The organism is Mycobacterium sp. Panama NTM2, from assembly GCF_054355555.1.
Map to the genome: position 1 here is coordinate 1,306,185 of NZ_CM135953.1, position 14,058 is coordinate 1,320,242.

Here is a 14,058-nt window from a genome sequence, read left to right on the forward strand (position 1 = left end):
GGTCGTCCGGCGCGTATTAGCGGACGCGGTACCCGATCTGATCTAGCTGCTCAGACGTACGGCTGTGGCTTTGCTGTGACAGGGAGTCGGCGCAGGTGCCCGCATCCAACAGGGGCGGCGTCGGTGGCACCAGGGTCGGGAGGTGACGGGATTATGACGTCTCGCCCTGGGCGCGCAGCGCGCGCTGATAGCGCCGCATCCCCGAGATCCACCGGTCGTAGTCACCGCCCTTGTGCCGGTACATGTCCAAGAGTTCGAGGTGCGGCAGCACCATGAAGTGGTCGGCGAGCATCGCCTCGATGGTCGCCGTCGCCACGTCGTCGGCGGTGAGCACCGCGGCGGACTGTTCGATCGACGAGGCGCCGAGCCGCGCATCCGGATCTTCGGTGCTCCGAACCGCCTGCAGCAGTGGAGTTTCCACCCCGAGCGGGCACACGCAGCTGACGCCGATGCCGTCGTCGCCGTAGGTGATCGCCAACCATTCCGCGAACCCGACGACGGCGTGTTTGCTCACCGCGTACCCGGCCGCGCCGAGTTGGGTCAACAGCCCCGCGGCCGAAGCCACCGACACGAAGTAGCCCGAACCCTTCGATTGCCAGTGCGGCACAAGCAGTCTCGCGGCCCGGATGTGCGCGCGCAGGTTGACGTCGAGGATGGTGTCCCAGTCCTTCTCGGTGCCGAGCCCGGGCCGGCCGATGATGCCGGCGTTCGCGATGTAGATGTCGACGGGGTCGAATTCGCGGCCGGCCAGCGTGATCATGCCCTCGATGTCGACGACGTCGGAGGCGTCGGCTCTCAACCCGGTGGCCTGACCACCCTGCGACCGGATCGCCTCGGCGTGGGCATGCGCGCCCGCTTCGTCGAGGTCGCCGAGGACCACCCGCACGCCGCGGGCGGCGAGCCCGGTCGCGAGCGCCGCACCGATGCCCGACCCCGCGCCGGTGACGATTGCGACCTTGCCGTCTAGTTCCATAGCCACAATTCTCGACGGCGAGCGCGCGCAGAATGTACGCCCGGCGCGGCGTGTCGGCGTACAAACCCGCTCGCTCGCGAGCGGGTGGTGCCCCCAGCGCTCGCGGCACGAGGGGGGCCTAGCCGAAGTGGACGCCCTGGGCCAGGGGGAGCTCCGCGGAGTAGTTCACGGTGTTGGTGGCCCGGCGCATGTACGCCTTCCACGCATCCGAACCGGACTCGCGGCCGCCCCCGGTCTCCTTCTCGCCGCCGAACGCGCCGCCGATCTCCGCGCCCGAGGTGCCGATGTTGACGTTGGCGATGCCGCAGTCCGACCCGTCGGCGGCCAGGAACCGCTCGGCCTCGCGGACGTCGAGAGTGAAGATCGCCGAGGAGAGACCCTGGGGGACAGCGTTGTTCATCGCGATGGCCTCGTCGAGCGTCTCGTAGGTCAGCACATAGAGGATCGGCGCGAAGGTCTCCAGGTGCACCACCTCGCTCTGCGCGGGCATCCGCACCACCGCGGGCCGGACGTAGAAGGCGCCCTCGTCTCCGACGTCCACCCGATCCCCGCCGATCACCTCGCCGCCCTCGGCGGCCGCCTGCTGCAGCGCGCCGACCATGTCGCGGTAGGACCGCTCGTGGATCAGCGGGCCGACCAGCGTGCCCTCGGCGGCGGGGTCGCCGACCGGCAGCTGCTCGTACGCAGCGACGATCCGGGCCACCAACTCGTCGGCGATCGACGAGTGCACGATCAGCCGGCGCAGCGTCGTGCAGCGCTGACCGGCGGTTCCGGCGGCGGAGAACACGATGCCGCGCACGGCGAGGTCGAGGTCGGCCGACGGGGTGACGACGGCGGCGTTGTTGCCGCCGAGTTCGAGCAGGACCTTGCCGAAGCGCTGCGCCACCCGCGGCCCGATCTCCCGGCCCATGCGCACCGACCCGGTCGCCGACAGCAACGCGACGCGGCGGTCATCGACCAGCTGCTCGCCCACCGCGCGGCTGCCCTGCACCAGCTGGGAGACGCCGGTGGGCGCGCCCACGTCGGCGCAGGCGCGGGCCAGCAGCGCGTGGCAGGCGATCGCGGTCAGCGGTGTCAGTTCCGACGGCTTCCACACGACGGTGTCACCGCAGACGAGCGCCACCGCGGTGTTCCACGCCCACACCGCGACGGGGAAGTTGAACGCGGTGATGACGCCGACGACGCCGAGGGGATGCCAGGTTTCCATGAGCCGGTGCCCGGGCCGTTCGGAGGCGATGGTCTTGCCGTAGAGCTGGCGGGACAGGCCGACGGCGAACTCGCAGATGTCGATCATCTCCTGCACCTCGCCCAGTGCCTCGGATGTGATCTTGCCCGCTTCGATCGTCACCAGGGTGGCCAGCGCGTCCTTGTGTTCGACCAGCAGCCGGCCCAACCGGGCCACCAGCGCGCCGCGCACCGGGGCGGGTGTGGTCCGCCAGATGGCGAAGGCGTCGGCGGCCGCGGCGATCGCGGCGTCGACCTCGTCGGTGGATGACTCGGTGACGGTGAACAGCACGTCACCGTTGATCGGGGAGCTGGCGGTGATGCCGCCGGCGTTCGGCGCGCCCAGGGCCACCCGGGCGCCCACCGCGTCGAGCGCCTCCTGCACCCGGGCACGCAAGTCATCGGAGGTGGGGAGCGCGGACAAGACGGTGGAGGTCATGAGGCGGCGGCTTTCTCGTAGAGGTGGTGGGGGTCGCGGCGGATGTGGTTGTCAGGCACGGGTCCTCCGATACAGTGCGGCCATGACCGGGCCCGACGAATGCCAGCCGCTCGACGAGATCGACCGTGTGCTGGTCCGCGAACTCGTCTCCGACGGGCGCGCCACCCTGGCGCATCTGGCGGCGACCGCGGGGCTGTCGGTGTCGGCGGTGCAGTCGCGGGTGCGCCGGCTGGAATCGCGAGGCGTGGTGACCGGATACACCGCCCGGATCAATCCCGAGGCGGTCGGCAACATGCTGTCGGCGTTCGTGGCCATCACCCCTCTCGATCCCTCGCAACCCGACGACGCCCCCGCCCGACTGGAACACATCTCCGAGATCGAGGCGTGCTACTCGGTGGCCGGTGACGACAACTATGTGCTGCTGGTCCATGTGAAGTCGGCCCGGGCGCTGGAAGGCCTGCTGCAACGCATCCGCACCGCGGCCGACGTCAAGACCCGCAGCACGATCATCTTACATAAATTTTATAGCGACAGGCGCGTCATACCGGACTAGTCACGGTAAAGACTGGTGCAGACGGGAAAAATTCCGTTAGGATTCCGGCATGACCGATGTTCTGGCGGCTCCCGCTGTCGCGTCCCGGATCACCCCCGATGACGTCCGCCCGGTGCTGGCTCGCAGCATCCTGGCCGACGGGCTGGACCTCGTGCTCGACGTCGAGCGTTCGCGTGGGTCCTATCTGATCGACGCGCGGTCCGGTCGCGGCTATCTGGACATGTTCACGTTCTTCGCGTCGTCGGCGCTGGGCATGAACCATCCGGCCCTGGCCGACGACGAGCAGTTCCGCGCGGAGCTGACCGCGGCCGCGCTGAACAAGCCGAGCAACTCCGACGTCTACAGCGTGCCGATGGCCCGCTTCGTGGAGACGTTCGCCCGCGTTCTCGGCGACCCGGCGCTGCCCCACCTGTTCTTCGTCGACGGTGGGGCGCTGGCCGTCGAGAACGCGCTCAAGGTCGCGTTCGACTGGAAGAGCCGGCACAACGAGGCGCACGGTCGCGACCCGGAACTGGGCACCAAGGTGCTGCATCTGCGCGGCGCCTTCCACGGCCGCAGCGGGTACACGATGTCGTTGACCAACACCGATCCCAACAAGGTCGCGCGCTTCCCGAAGTTCGACTGGCCCCGGATCGACGCGCCTTACCTGCGGGCAGGGGCCGACGTCGAAGCGCTGGAGGCCGAGTCGCTGCGCCAGGCCCGGGCCGCGTTCGAGGCCGCGCCGCACGACATCGCCTGCTTCATCGCCGAGCCGATCCAGGGCGAGGGCGGCGATCGACACATCCGGCCACAGTTCTTCGCCGCGATGCGTGCGCTGTGCGACGAGTTCGACGCGCTGCTGATCTTCGACGAGGTGCAGACCGGCTGCGGGATCACCGGAACAGCCTGGGCGTACCAGCAATTGGGCGTGCAGCCCGACGTGGTGGCGTTCGGCAAGAAGACGCAGGTGTGCGGCGTGATGGCAGGCGGCCGTGTCGACGAGGTGGCCGACAACGTGTTCGCGGTGAGCTCGCGGATCAACTCCACGTGGGGCGGCAACCTCGTGGACATGGTGCGCTCGCGCCGCATCCTCGAGGTCATCGAAGCCGAGGGGCTCTTCGAGCGCGCCGCCGACAACGGTCGCTATCTGCTCGAGCGTCTGGACGAGGTGGCGGCCGCGTTTCCCGCGCTGGTTCGCGACGTGCGCGGGCGCGGCCTGATGTGTGCGTTCAGCCTGCCGGGGGCGGAGCTGCGGGACACGTTGGTGGCCCAGCTCTGGGATGCCGGGGTGATCATGCTCGGGTGCGGAGCCGACAGTGTCCGGTTCCGGCCGGCGTTGACGGTGTCGCGCGGGGAGATCGACGCCGCGGTCGACGCGGTGCGCGCGGTGCTCAGGTCGATGTCGGTTCGATCGGCCGGGTGAGCCGGCGGATCGTCGAGCGCAGCCGCGGGAGCTCGTCCCCGGCCACCAGCTCGCACCCGTGAAGCTCGGCGAGTTTCCGTGCTGCAGGGGTGAATTGGTGGTTGGTCACGACCATGGTGCGTGTGCAGTCCTGCATCGGCGCGCCCGCCACCACCTCTTGGACGGCGCCGGTGCCGACCGGGCGTGACTGCCGTTTGCACTGCACCGCCAGGCGATCGGGCCGGTGCCCGACGATCAGGTCGACGCCCCAGTCGCCGGAGAGCGGTGTCATGATCACCGGCACCCCGACCGAGCGTGCGATGCGGGCCACGTAATCCTCGAACTCGGTGCCCGACATCTCGTCTCGGGCATGGGTCTCCCGGGCGCCCGGGGTGGCCGCGCCGACGACGACGGCCGCGACGAACCCGGGCACCAGCGGTGCGGCGATCGCGATGACCAGACACCACCACGGGGACACACCCGACAGCGCCGCGCCGACTCCGGCGGCGATACCGAGCGCGCCCGCCAGGCGCCACCGAGTCCGCGTCACCACCGGATCGTAAACAGCGGCGGTGACACGGCGGCCCACCGACGTTTACCAGTGCAGATCACTGGGAAGTCACGATCCCATGACGGACCTGTCGGGCCACGAGCGCCGGTCGGGCATCGGTTACGCCGACCGAGTGGCGGATCGTGGTGTGCGCGACGCCGTGCGCACCGGGCTCGGTTTCGCGGCGGCGGGTCTGCTGTTCCTCCTCACGGCGTCACTGTGGATGAGCACCTGCACCGGCTCCACCATCGACGCGGTGGCCTGCGGCGCTCCGCAACAGGCAGGCGCCGTCGTCGGCGCGCCCCTCATCCTGCTGGTGGGTGGTGCGGTGGCCCTGCTGCGCGGGGCGCGGGTGCAGCGCGAGACGCCGGCATGGTGGGCCTGGCAGGTGGCCGGGTGGACGCTGATCGTCCTGATGGCGACCACCGCCGTCCTCGCCGTGGCGTAGCTGTCAGTACACCCAGCCCCCGCCCGAACCACGCCCCGGCGTCAAACCATCTCCACCAGAACGCCGTTGGTTTCCTCGACGCCGAGCGTCGCGTGCACCCGGATCGCTCCGTCGGAGGGGTTCACGGTTGCGCAGACGATGCCGCATTCGCCGCGATCGACCCTGCGGGCCAACGCCGGGGAGCGCTGCGTGAGGCCCAGGCCGGTTTCGACGATGTGGGCTGAGGCCACCGACTCGACGGAATCGGCTGCGGCGCCGCGCCGCACGACCGACAGCAGCGCATGCTCGACGGCGCTGCGCATCGCGCCGTCGGGGAGTTGGGCCTGTTGCCATGCCCGCAGCGCGGCGGTCATCGCGGGGCAGTCGTCGTGGCCCAGCACCACCACGAGCGGGACGCCCAGCGCCTCGACCGCGTACTCGAGGCTGGCCAGCACGCTGGTGTCGACGGTGTGTCCCCACGTGCTGACGTCCAGCAGCGCGCCGGCGGACTGGCCGAAGACGTTCTCGCTGCTGATACCGGCGTCGGCGCAGCGAAACACCGCCGCGACCGGTCCATCGCCGGGTGCGGGTACCCCGGCCTTCAGTTTCTGCCAGACGGTCGTCGCGTCCGTGGTGTCGTGTGCCATGTCGTTCATTTCCTTTCGTGGGGTTCTCAGCTGAAGTACTCGGGGCGGCTGACGTAGGTCTCGGTCACGAACAGCACGCCGGGGGAGGAGTCGAGGAGTCGGCGTAGTCCGGCGAGCAGCGCCTCGACCTTGTCGTCGGGCACCACGGTGATGATCAGTTCGAGGGTCGCCTGCTGGTTGAACAGCAGCCGGCCCTGGTGGTAGCCGTGGTGGCCGAGCCCGGAGACTCCGGACAGGCTGGTGAAACCGGTGGCGCCGGCACCGGCGATCAAGTCCCGCACCGCTGCGGCGTCCTGTCCGGAGACGACGACCTCGACTTTGGTCATCCGGGTGAGGGCGTTGGGTGTCGTAGAGGGTGTCACGGGATCATCTCCTTGTCTCCTGGGGTGTCTTGTGGAGTTGCTGCACGCGTGTCGAGCCACGTGCGCCAACCAGTCCGGGTGCGACGGCGCCAGCTGTCGTGGGCGTGCTCGCGCGCGGCGAGGGTGACCCAGTCGTTGTCGAACAGTTGCCGCAGCAACGGGTTGCGCTCGATCACGGTGTCGATGCGCGACAGCGGAGCCTGGATCACCGCGAGCAGACGTTGCGGTTCATGAATCAGCTTGTCGCCGTAGCGAACCGACTGCCGGGGCAAGCCGAGGCGTAGATCTCCGACGTGCCCGGAGAGCACCCCGGCATCGCCGACGACGTTGTGGATCGTCTTGCTGCCCGCGCCGAACGCATCGGGTGCGACCGTCGAGAAGTAGTACTGGCAGTTGATCCACTGCGCGACCACCAGCGGTGCGGTCATGATGGTTTCCAGCGCGGTGCCGTCGACATCGACGTCGGCGTCGTAGGAATGCAGGAAAGCGCGGCGCTGCAGGTCGATTCCGGTGCTGATGGCTCGGGGGCCGATGATGAACGCGGCGTTTCCCGCCAGTCCCCATTCGGGGTACACCTGCGCCCAGTCCAGCGACCGCGCGGTGACATGGCGCGCGGCCCTGGCCGACGTTCGCCGACGCGGGGCGCCGGGCAGCTCAGCGCACCGCTCGGCGGCCAGCGCCTCACCCGCATGGGCGAGGTCGGCTTCCAGCCGGGTGATGTCGTCACGATGGGTCGTCGGGATCAGATGATGGTCGAGCACCATGACCCGGTCGGTGGCGGTGTCGTGGTCGGCGGCGACGACCAGAGTCTGCTTCGGGATGTCGATTCCGTTGTCCCGCAATTCGTCACGCACCGCGGGGTCATTGAGGATCAGCGCCGCGGTCCGCGCGTTCGGCCCGCCGCCCTGCCCACCGCAGGCGCCGCAGTCCAGCGATGCCTGGTACGGGTTGTTCTCCGTCGTGCTGTGATGCCCGCACAGCACCAGCAGGCGGCCGAAGTCGCGGACCAGCCCGATCGACTGCAGCACTGTCTGCGCGAACAGGACTCGCTCGCCCAGCGGCATCCCGTCGATCGCGAGCACGGTTGCCGTCGGAGGCGCGATGGCCTTCCGCAGGCGGTGGCGGACCTTGCCGACGGCGCCCGGCGCCGCGGTCTTCGCCACGGCCAGCGGCGCCGCGAGCCAACCGGCCGCTTCGGCGAGCGTGAAGGGCCCCGTCAGGGATTGTTTGGCGGTGTGGAACGCGGTCTCGGCGGCGGCCAGCCCTGTGGCACCGCGGATCTCACGCGTCGGGTCGGCCGCGGCGTGTTCGGTGACGTCGTGGTTGGGGGAGATCAGCACCGGGCAGAGGTCGGCAGAGTCACCGCCGAGCAACCCGGTGAACCGGATCGCGACTGCGAAGAATCCCGCGAACCCGAAAGTCTCGTAATCGCCGCGGCTCTCGAGATGCCGGCGAAGCCCCTCCGAGCGGGTGTCGATGCAGGTGACCAGCTGAGTGTGTGCCGCAGCCCGGGGGGACGGCGTCGTGTCGGCCAGCGCGGTGAGCAGCCCGTCCTGGTAGTGGGCCTCGAACGCCTGCTGCCACACCATGGCCCGGGCGGCCACCGGCATCGCGGCCAGAATCCGTGCCGCCGCGGTCAAGTCACTCTCCGGGATCGCGACGCCGGTCGAGGTGGCCAGCAGCTGGGCGGCGCGGTCGCGCGCGGTGGGCGTCGACGACCGGCGCGGTCCGTCCGCCGGTGCGGGCGACGGCTCCGGCACGAACGCGGCCTCGTAACTCAGCCGCATCGCCAGATACTGCAGCAGGTCGATACCCGCGGCGCGATCGGCTCCCCATTGGATGTGAGCGGCCCAGCCCGGTAACCGGGTCAGGTGTGCCTGAAGGTAGGTGACGCGCTCGTCGTCGCCGACACCCAGCGCGTCGAGCGCGGCCAGGATCGCGTCGTCGGCGCGTTCGGGCAGCGCAGTCAGCCGGCGGCGCACAGCGCGCGGCAGCGTCCGTTCGGTGCGGACCAAATCGCGCCATGCGGGGTAGAAACCCTCGTCGCGTCCCGGCATCGGCCAGCTCCCGCCGCCGAGGAACGCGGCACACCAGGTCGCGGCGTGGGCGTCGATGTCGGCGGCGACCCGGGCCGAGATGCGCTCGGCGTGAGTGGTGAAGCGGCGCAGCGGTTCTGGCGCTGCCTGACCGTGCAGCAGGTCCGACCGCAGCAGCTCGATCGCCGTCATGGTGCGCCCGGCCAGCTGCAGGTCCGGTTCGTCAGCCAGGTTGGGGTGACGTCGCATCAGCACGGCGTCGAGATCGGCGTCGGTGATGCGGCCCTGCCGGTGCAGCGCCCGGTAGAGCTCTTCGGAGAGCGTGCCGCGCATCCCGTACACGTCGCTCGCACGGCGCACCGCCTGCTCGAAGGGCATGGTCTGCAGGCCGGCGAGCGGGTTCACCGCGATGAAGGTGCCGAGCGGGTAGTGGGTGGGCAGCGCGCGGGCGGCCAACCGGATATCGCTGCGGAGTTGGGCACGCCGGGAGGCGACAGCGGTGGTCATCGAAGGGCTCCTGTCGGGTGAAGGGTTCCGGCGGACAGTGCGTGGGTGTAGAGCCGCGGTGAGGCGCGCAGGCTGGCCACGGCGCCCAGCACGATCAACGCAGCGGCGATCACGGCCCACACCGTGGCCGCTGAGGCGCCCGGCCCGGGCAGCGCCGGTTGCAGATACCGGCTGAGGACGCTGACCACTGCGACGTAGGCAATCGCGGCCGGTACCAGCAGCGCGGCCGCACCGGCGAGGCCTCCGATCGCGGGTTGGCGGCGCAGCCACCCCCACAGTGCGATCGATCCGGTCACCCAGGCGAAGACGAGAAGGGCGAGTTCCGCGGAGTGTCCTTCCTGCCAGGTCGGCACCAGCACCACGCCGATGCCGAGGGCCAGCGGTGGCAGGAGCACGGCCCCGGCGGCGATGCCGAAGCGTCGCGGCCGGGAGGGATCGCGCGGCGGAGCGAGAACGTGGTGCCTGCGGTGCCGGGCGATCGCCGAGCCGGAGGACAGGAACAGCGTCGCCTTGTAGAAGCCGTGGCCGATCAGGTGGATCACCGCGGCGGCCCACAGCCCGAGCCCGCAGGTCAGCATCATGAAGCCCATCTGCGCCATCGTCGAGTAGGCAAGTGCGCCTTTGATGTCGGGCCGGACGAGCATCAACACCGCGCCGTAGGCCATCGAGGCCAAGCCGGCGGCGATGACGATTCCGGCAGCCAGGGCAGTGTTGAGCGCGCTGAGTTTCACCAGCAGCACACCGCCGCCGTTGACCACCCCGGCGTGCAGCAGCGCCGACACCGGGGTGGGCGCCGCCAGCGTGGCCGGCAACCAGCGATGGAAGGGGATCTGGGCGGAGCGGGACAGGGCGGCGGCGACGATGAGCACCGCGATCACGGGACGTGCTGTCTCGCCGGCGAATTCATGTAATCCCACGGCGAGCCACAGCGCACCGTCGCCGACGGCGAAGGCCAGTACCGTGCGCCGCACCCCGTCGCGGGCCGCCGGCAGCTCGCGGTAGGTGGCCAGCAGAAGGCAGAGCGCCAGACCGACCCCGGTCCAACCGAGGGCAAGCTCGACGAAGGTGGTGGCCGACGCCATCGCGGCGGCGGCTGACGTCAGAAGCAGTGCGCCACAGGTGAACCACGTGGCGCGATCATCGCCGGCCAGATAGCGCACCGCGAAACCTTTTGCGACAGAGGACACTCCGAAGATCAGCAACAGGAGCGCGGCCGCGAGATGGTCCTGTGCCATCGGCGCGTTCACGATGGCGATCACCAGTCCGGCCGTCGCAGTGGCGGTTCCGAGGCGTGCGACGACGCGCGGGGCGCGACGCCCCACGATCGCGGCGACCGCAGCCACGAGGGCGGGGACGACGATCAGCGCCGCCAGGGCCGAAGTCGCGAGTGCATCAGACATGCGAAGTAAATTACGTGTATTACGTATCGCGTGTCAAGCTTCGTAGATTGTGACGGAGGTCAAATGCCGAACCGTGCTCTGTGCATCACCTATGCTGTGGCCGATGCCCGCCTCACGGAAAAGCCCTGGCAAGGTGGCACCGCGCGTGGCGGCAGCCCCTCCCGTCGCCGACGTCGCACCGTCGGCGCGGACGTGGACGTTTTTGACCAATCACGGGCACGTGCTTCTCTGTCTCGCGCAGGGGCAGTCGCTGACCGCACGCGAGTTGAGCGTGCTGATCGGCATCACCGAACGGTCGGTCCAGACGATCCTCGCCGACCTCATCGCCGACGGATACGTCACCAAGTCGAAGGTCGGCCGTCGCAACAACTACACGGTCAACCGAGACGGGCGGATGCGCCACCCGGTGGAAGCCGCGCACACCGTCGGTGAGTTGATCGACGCGCTGACCTGACCCGGAACGACAACAGGCCCGACCGGAGAGTCCGGTCGGGCCCGTCGAGAGTCCTCTTACTGGTTGGCTTCCTGGCGCTCCTCGGCGGCCTTGGCGCCGGCACGAGCCGATTCGGCCTCGGCTTCTTTCTCCGCGACCTCGCGCTGAGCGTCGGCCTTGTCCTGCTGGGCCTCGCCCTCACGCTTCAGATCGTCACGGCCGGCGACGGTGCCGACAGCCTCCTTGGTCTTTCCCTTGACGTCCTCGACGACGCCCTTGATGCCCTCTTCGGGACCGCTGTTCTTGTCAGTCATGATCACCTTTCGGCTGGGTCTTCGACTTCTGGCTCCGACGCGGGGCCGGCCTGCGTGGGCTTCCCCGGGCCACGGGGCTTAAACAGGTGACGCGCGTCTCACCGCGGCCGGTCAGATTGCGCCTCGACGCAACGCTTTTCGGCCCCGAGTTTGCCGTTTTGGGGGCCGGGGTATGGATTCCGCACCATGTCAAGAACAGTTCATCGGCGGCGCGCGGACACGGATTCGGCGCTCGTCGATACGGGCCGGAGCACCCATGGGTAGCAGTCACGCGCCCTGGGGTAGTCTCTCGGGGAAGTTTTCGGGAGGTCAGATGGCGCAGGGCGCGAGCCACGTCAATGGGAATCGGCACGGCGCCCAGTCCGTGGAGCTGCGTGTCGCGGCGACGCTGGAGAACCTGGCGGTGCTTCGCACGCTGGTCGCCGCGATCGGCACCTTCGAGGACCTCGATTTCGATGCGGTCGCGGATCTTCGGCTGGCCGTCGACGAAGCCTGCACCCGGCTGATCAGGTCCGCGGTGCCCGATTCGACGTTGCTGCTGGTCGTGGATCCGCAGCCCGAGGCCTTGGTCGTGCACGCGTCGACCACCTGCGACAGCCCCGATATTCTCGCTCCCGGCAGCTTCAGCTGGCATGTCCTGAGTTCGCTGACCGACGAGGTCACGACGTTCTCCGACGGTCAGTCGCCCGCAGGTCAGGTTTTCGGCATCTCGATGACGACAAGGCGAGCGAGTTCGTTGCAGTGACGCGTTCGTCCTCCCAGGGTTCGTCCTCGCGATCGAGCTCTGAATATGCGGACGTGGTCGCCATGTTCCGGAAGCTCGAAGGGCTCGAGCAGGGGTCGGCGGCGTTCCAGCGTCAGCGCGACGCGATCGTCGAACGGTGCCTGCCGCTGGCCGATCACATCGCGCGTCGATTCGACGGGCGCGGGGAGCCTCGCGACGACCTGGTGCAGGTCGCCCGGGTGGGGCTGGTCAACGCGGTGATCCGGTTCGACGTCAACGCCGGCTCGGACTTCGTGTCGTTCGCGGTGCCCACCATCATGGGCGAGGTTCGCCGGCACTTCCGGGACAACAGCTGGTCGGTGAAGGTGCCCCGTCGGCTCAAGGAACTGCATCTGCGGCTCGGCGCGGCCACCGCGGACCTCTCGCAACGTCTCGGACGCGCGCCGACGGCCACCGAGTTGGCCGCCGAGTTGGAGATGGACCGCGACGAGGTCATCGAGGGTCTGGTGGCCGGTAGCTCGTACAACACCCTGTCGATCGACAGCGGCGGGAGCGGCAGCAACGAGGATGCCCCGGCGATCGCCGACACCCTCGGTGACTTCGACATGTCACTCGACCAGATCGAGAACCGCGAGGCGCTGCGTCCGCTGCTCGACGCCCTGCCCGAGCGGGAACGCACGGTCCTGGTGCTGCGGTTCTTCGAGTCGATGACCCAGACGCAGATCGCCGAGCGGGTGGGCATCTCGCAGATGCACGTGTCCCGGCTGTTGGCGAAGTCGCTAACGCGGTTGCGAGACCAGCTTCAATAGTCGCGGGGGGTCGCTGTGCACAGTGGTCAGTGCATTGGCGATGTCGACGCATATCGGCAGCGTGGAGTCCGGATCGCAGAGCCGTAGCAGCCGGTCGACGGCGAGGCTCGGGATCAGCGCCCATCGGATGTTCTCGCCGGCGCACTGCACATTGAGTGTGTGCAGGGCCGAGAATCCCGCGGTGGCGAAAAAGCTCAAGCCGCTGAGGTCGATGACCAGCCATTGCGTCTGCTTCGCATCCCGCAGGGCGTAGGAGACGAACGCATTGCCGTTCGCGGCGTCGAGCTCACCTGATGCGGAGACGACGGCGGTCGATGGTTGCGGGCGACGGGTCTGGAACTCGGCGGGGTGACACACGTAGGTGTCGAGCGTCGTGTCGGGCGCTTCAGCCATTGTCGGCTCCATCAGTCGAAATGGAATTCGGTCTGTGGTCGCGCCAAGGGGGCCGAGATGCAAGAAGCCTGCGCGGGAATTGCACACCCGCGTGACGATGACGTGTCCTCAAAACGAGCTGGTCAGTCAACCCGTGATCTCGACCATACGCCGACGCGGTGATCTTGGACAATGACTTTCAGGAGATGTTCACAATTGCCGCTCGCGCGAATGTCAAAATTGCCAAAGCATCAGAGGTGTGTCGTCAAAGTGTCTGTCGTGCAGCAACATTCAGATGTGGGTGTGGTCCTCGCCGCCGGGGCGGGCACGCGCTTCGGCATGCCCAAGGTGCTCGCTGACACTGGCCGGTGGTTGGCGTCGGCAGTGGCGGCTCTCCACGGAGGCGGATGTCGCGACGTCGTCGTGGTCCTCGGTGCGGCCGTCGACGGAGTCACCATCCCTCCTGCGGCCCGGGCCGTCGTCGCCGACGACTGGGCCGACGGGCTCAGCGCATCGGTGCGTGCCGGTGTGCGCGCGCTCGATGACGGCACCGACCGCGCGGTGTTCCTGCCCGTTGACACGCCCGACGTCACCGTCGCTGCGGTGCGGCGGGTGCGCGACGCCGCGCGAGACACCGGAGTGGCGCGCGCGGTCTACGCGGGCAGACCGGGGCATCCGGTGGTGATCGCTCGCCGGCACTGGCCGACGCTTCTCGACACGCTGGCCGGGGACGAGGGCGCCGCGCCGTTCTTGCGCTCCCGTGACGACGTCGTCACCGTCGAGTGCGCCGATCTGTGCTCGGGCGTCGACATCGACAGTCGGTGATGTCCGCCGATCGGGGGACATGGCGATCCACCGGCATATCGCCTGATCACGGGACAGACGGGAGGCGCGCGGCGGGAGAGAG

At 69.2% G+C, this 14,058-nt stretch carries 16 protein-coding genes; 7 read left to right on the plus strand and 9 right to left on the minus strand.

Annotated features, from left to right (window positions below):
* Window positions 1-151: 151 nt before the first annotated feature.
* Entirely contained in the window at window positions 152-973 is an 822-nt protein-coding gene (locus ACXYX3_RS06310) for an SDR family NAD(P)-dependent oxidoreductase (RefSeq protein ID WP_458610737.1), read from the minus strand.
* 118 nt (window positions 974-1,091) lie between these two features.
* Window positions 1,092-2,636: an L-piperidine-6-carboxylate dehydrogenase gene (gene amaB / locus ACXYX3_RS06315; protein WP_458610739.1), complete on the minus strand. Its 1,545-nt coding sequence runs from the start codon at window positions 2,634-2,636 to the stop codon at window positions 1,092-1,094.
* 82 nt (window positions 2,637-2,718) lie between these two features.
* On the opposite strand from amaB, the gene ACXYX3_RS06320 reads away from it, so the two are divergent.
* The gene (locus ACXYX3_RS06320; RefSeq protein WP_458610741.1) at window positions 2,719-3,189 is read left to right on the plus strand and encodes an Lrp/AsnC family transcriptional regulator; all 471 of its coding nucleotides are present in this window, start codon (window positions 2,719-2,721) and stop codon (window positions 3,187-3,189) included.
* Between the two features lie 49 nt (window positions 3,190-3,238).
* Window positions 3,239-4,591 carry an L-lysine 6-transaminase gene (gene lat / locus ACXYX3_RS06325; protein WP_458610743.1) on the plus strand — a complete coding sequence of 451 codons (1,353 nt, stop codon included), beginning with the start codon at window positions 3,239-3,241 and terminating at the stop codon, window positions 4,589-4,591.
* Here lat and ACXYX3_RS06330 read toward each other — a convergent pair.
* Window positions 4,560-5,120, minus strand: a complete 561-nt coding sequence (locus ACXYX3_RS06330) for a restriction endonuclease (protein ID WP_458610745.1) — start codon at window positions 5,118-5,120, stop codon at window positions 4,560-4,562. The genes lat and ACXYX3_RS06330 overlap by 32 nt on opposite strands.
* Before the next feature lie 79 nt (window positions 5,121-5,199).
* Between ACXYX3_RS06330 and ACXYX3_RS06335 the strand changes: the two genes are divergently transcribed.
* Entirely contained in the window at window positions 5,200-5,568 is a 369-nt protein-coding gene (locus ACXYX3_RS06335; protein WP_241203006.1) for a hypothetical protein, read from the plus strand.
* Between the two features lie 41 nt (window positions 5,569-5,609).
* On the opposite strand, the gene ACXYX3_RS06340 is transcribed toward ACXYX3_RS06335, so the two are convergent.
* The 4 genes from ACXYX3_RS06340 to ACXYX3_RS06355 are packed head-to-tail and all read right to left on the minus strand — an operon-like array spanning window position 5,610 to window position 10,499.
* On the minus strand, window positions 5,610-6,194 hold the full coding sequence (locus ACXYX3_RS06340; RefSeq protein ID WP_458610747.1) for a carbonic anhydrase: 585 nt from the start codon (window positions 6,192-6,194) through the stop codon (window positions 5,610-5,612).
* Between the two features lie 26 nt (window positions 6,195-6,220).
* Window positions 6,221-6,556: a P-II family nitrogen regulator gene (locus tag ACXYX3_RS06345; protein ID WP_241203004.1), complete on the minus strand. Its 336-nt coding sequence runs from the start codon at window positions 6,554-6,556 to the stop codon at window positions 6,221-6,223.
* Window positions 6,553-9,099 carry a DUF2309 domain-containing protein gene (locus ACXYX3_RS06350; RefSeq protein ID WP_458610750.1) on the minus strand — a complete coding sequence of 849 codons (2,547 nt, stop codon included), beginning with the start codon at window positions 9,097-9,099 and terminating at the stop codon, window positions 6,553-6,555. Before ACXYX3_RS06350 ends, ACXYX3_RS06345 begins: the two co-directional genes overlap by 4 nt.
* Window positions 9,096-10,499: a proton-conducting transporter transmembrane domain-containing protein gene (locus ACXYX3_RS06355; RefSeq protein WP_458610752.1), complete on the minus strand. Its 1,404-nt coding sequence runs from the start codon at window positions 10,497-10,499 to the stop codon at window positions 9,096-9,098. The genes ACXYX3_RS06350 and ACXYX3_RS06355 overlap by 4 nt, the downstream gene beginning before the upstream one ends.
* A 103-nt stretch (window positions 10,500-10,602) precedes the next feature.
* On the opposite strand from ACXYX3_RS06355, the gene ACXYX3_RS06360 reads away from it, so the two are divergent.
* On the plus strand, window positions 10,603-10,953 hold the full coding sequence (locus ACXYX3_RS06360) for a helix-turn-helix transcriptional regulator (protein WP_458610754.1): 351 nt from the start codon (window positions 10,603-10,605) through the stop codon (window positions 10,951-10,953).
* Between the two features lie 56 nt (window positions 10,954-11,009).
* Here the strand turns inward: ACXYX3_RS06360 and mbp1 are convergent, their stop codons facing one another.
* Window positions 11,010-11,246, minus strand: coding sequence for a microaggregate-binding protein 1 (gene mbp1, locus ACXYX3_RS06365; protein ID WP_241203000.1), 237 nt, complete (start codon window positions 11,244-11,246; stop codon window positions 11,010-11,012).
* Between the two features lie 313 nt (window positions 11,247-11,559).
* Here mbp1 and ACXYX3_RS06370 point away from each other — a divergent pair, with 313 nt between their 5' ends.
* Together ACXYX3_RS06370 and ACXYX3_RS06375 are read left to right on the plus strand one after the other, a co-directional pair.
* A complete protein-coding gene (locus ACXYX3_RS06370) occupies window positions 11,560-11,991 on the plus strand; it encodes an ATP-binding protein (RefSeq protein WP_458610757.1) in 432 nt (143 codons plus the stop codon).
* A 62-nt stretch (window positions 11,992-12,053) separates the two neighbouring features.
* Entirely contained in the window at window positions 12,054-12,779 is a 726-nt protein-coding gene (locus ACXYX3_RS06375) for an RNA polymerase sigma factor SigF (protein WP_458610759.1), read from the plus strand.
* Here ACXYX3_RS06375 and ACXYX3_RS06380 read toward each other — a convergent pair.
* Window positions 12,750-13,172: an STAS domain-containing protein gene (locus ACXYX3_RS06380; RefSeq protein ID WP_458610761.1), complete on the minus strand. Its 423-nt coding sequence runs from the start codon at window positions 13,170-13,172 to the stop codon at window positions 12,750-12,752. The genes ACXYX3_RS06375 and ACXYX3_RS06380 overlap by 30 nt on opposite strands.
* 318 nt (window positions 13,173-13,490) lie before the next feature.
* Between ACXYX3_RS06380 and ACXYX3_RS06385 the strand changes: the two genes are divergently transcribed.
* Window positions 13,491-13,976 carry a nucleotidyltransferase family protein gene (locus ACXYX3_RS06385; protein ID WP_458611992.1) on the plus strand — a complete coding sequence of 162 codons (486 nt, stop codon included), beginning with the start codon at window positions 13,491-13,493 and terminating at the stop codon, window positions 13,974-13,976.
* The last annotated feature ends 82 nt before the right edge of the window (window positions 13,977-14,058 follow it).

What these genes read in the sequence shown, in the direction of transcription:
- ACXYX3_RS06310 (WP_458610737.1), bottom strand. Translation starts at nt 973, where the DNA reads ATGGAACTAGACGGCAAGGTCGCAATCGTCACCGGCGCGGGGTCGGGC.
- amaB (WP_458610739.1), bottom strand. Translation starts at nt 2,636, where the DNA reads ATGACCTCCACCGTCTTGTCCGCGCTCCCCACCTCCGATGACTTGCGT.
- ACXYX3_RS06320 (WP_458610741.1), top strand. Translation starts at nt 2,719, where the DNA reads ATGACCGGGCCCGACGAATGCCAGCCGCTCGACGAGATCGACCGTGTG.
- lat (WP_458610743.1), top strand. Translation starts at nt 3,239, where the DNA reads ATGACCGATGTTCTGGCGGCTCCCGCTGTCGCGTCCCGGATCACCCCC.
- ACXYX3_RS06335 (WP_241203006.1), top strand. Translation starts at nt 5,200, where the DNA reads ATGACGGACCTGTCGGGCCACGAGCGCCGGTCGGGCATCGGTTACGCC.
- ACXYX3_RS06340 (WP_458610747.1), bottom strand. Translation starts at nt 6,194, where the DNA reads ATGGCACACGACACCACGGACGCGACGACCGTCTGGCAGAAACTGAAG.
- ACXYX3_RS06350 (WP_458610750.1), bottom strand. Translation starts at nt 9,099, where the DNA reads ATGACCACCGCTGTCGCCTCCCGGCGTGCCCAACTCCGCAGCGATATC.
- ACXYX3_RS06355 (WP_458610752.1), bottom strand. Translation starts at nt 10,499, where the DNA reads ATGTCTGATGCACTCGCGACTTCGGCCCTGGCGGCGCTGATCGTCGTC.
- ACXYX3_RS06360 (WP_458610754.1), top strand. Translation starts at nt 10,603, where the DNA reads ATGCCCGCCTCACGGAAAAGCCCTGGCAAGGTGGCACCGCGCGTGGCG.
- mbp1 (WP_241203000.1), bottom strand. Translation starts at nt 11,246, where the DNA reads ATGACTGACAAGAACAGCGGTCCCGAAGAGGGCATCAAGGGCGTCGTC.
- ACXYX3_RS06370 (WP_458610757.1), top strand. Translation starts at nt 11,560, where the DNA reads ATGGCGCAGGGCGCGAGCCACGTCAATGGGAATCGGCACGGCGCCCAG.
- ACXYX3_RS06375 (WP_458610759.1), top strand. Translation starts at nt 12,054, where the DNA reads ATGTTCCGGAAGCTCGAAGGGCTCGAGCAGGGGTCGGCGGCGTTCCAG.
- ACXYX3_RS06380 (WP_458610761.1), bottom strand. Translation starts at nt 13,172, where the DNA reads ATGGCTGAAGCGCCCGACACGACGCTCGACACCTACGTGTGTCACCCC.
- ACXYX3_RS06385 (WP_458611992.1), top strand. Translation starts at nt 13,491, where the DNA reads ATGCCCAAGGTGCTCGCTGACACTGGCCGGTGGTTGGCGTCGGCAGTG.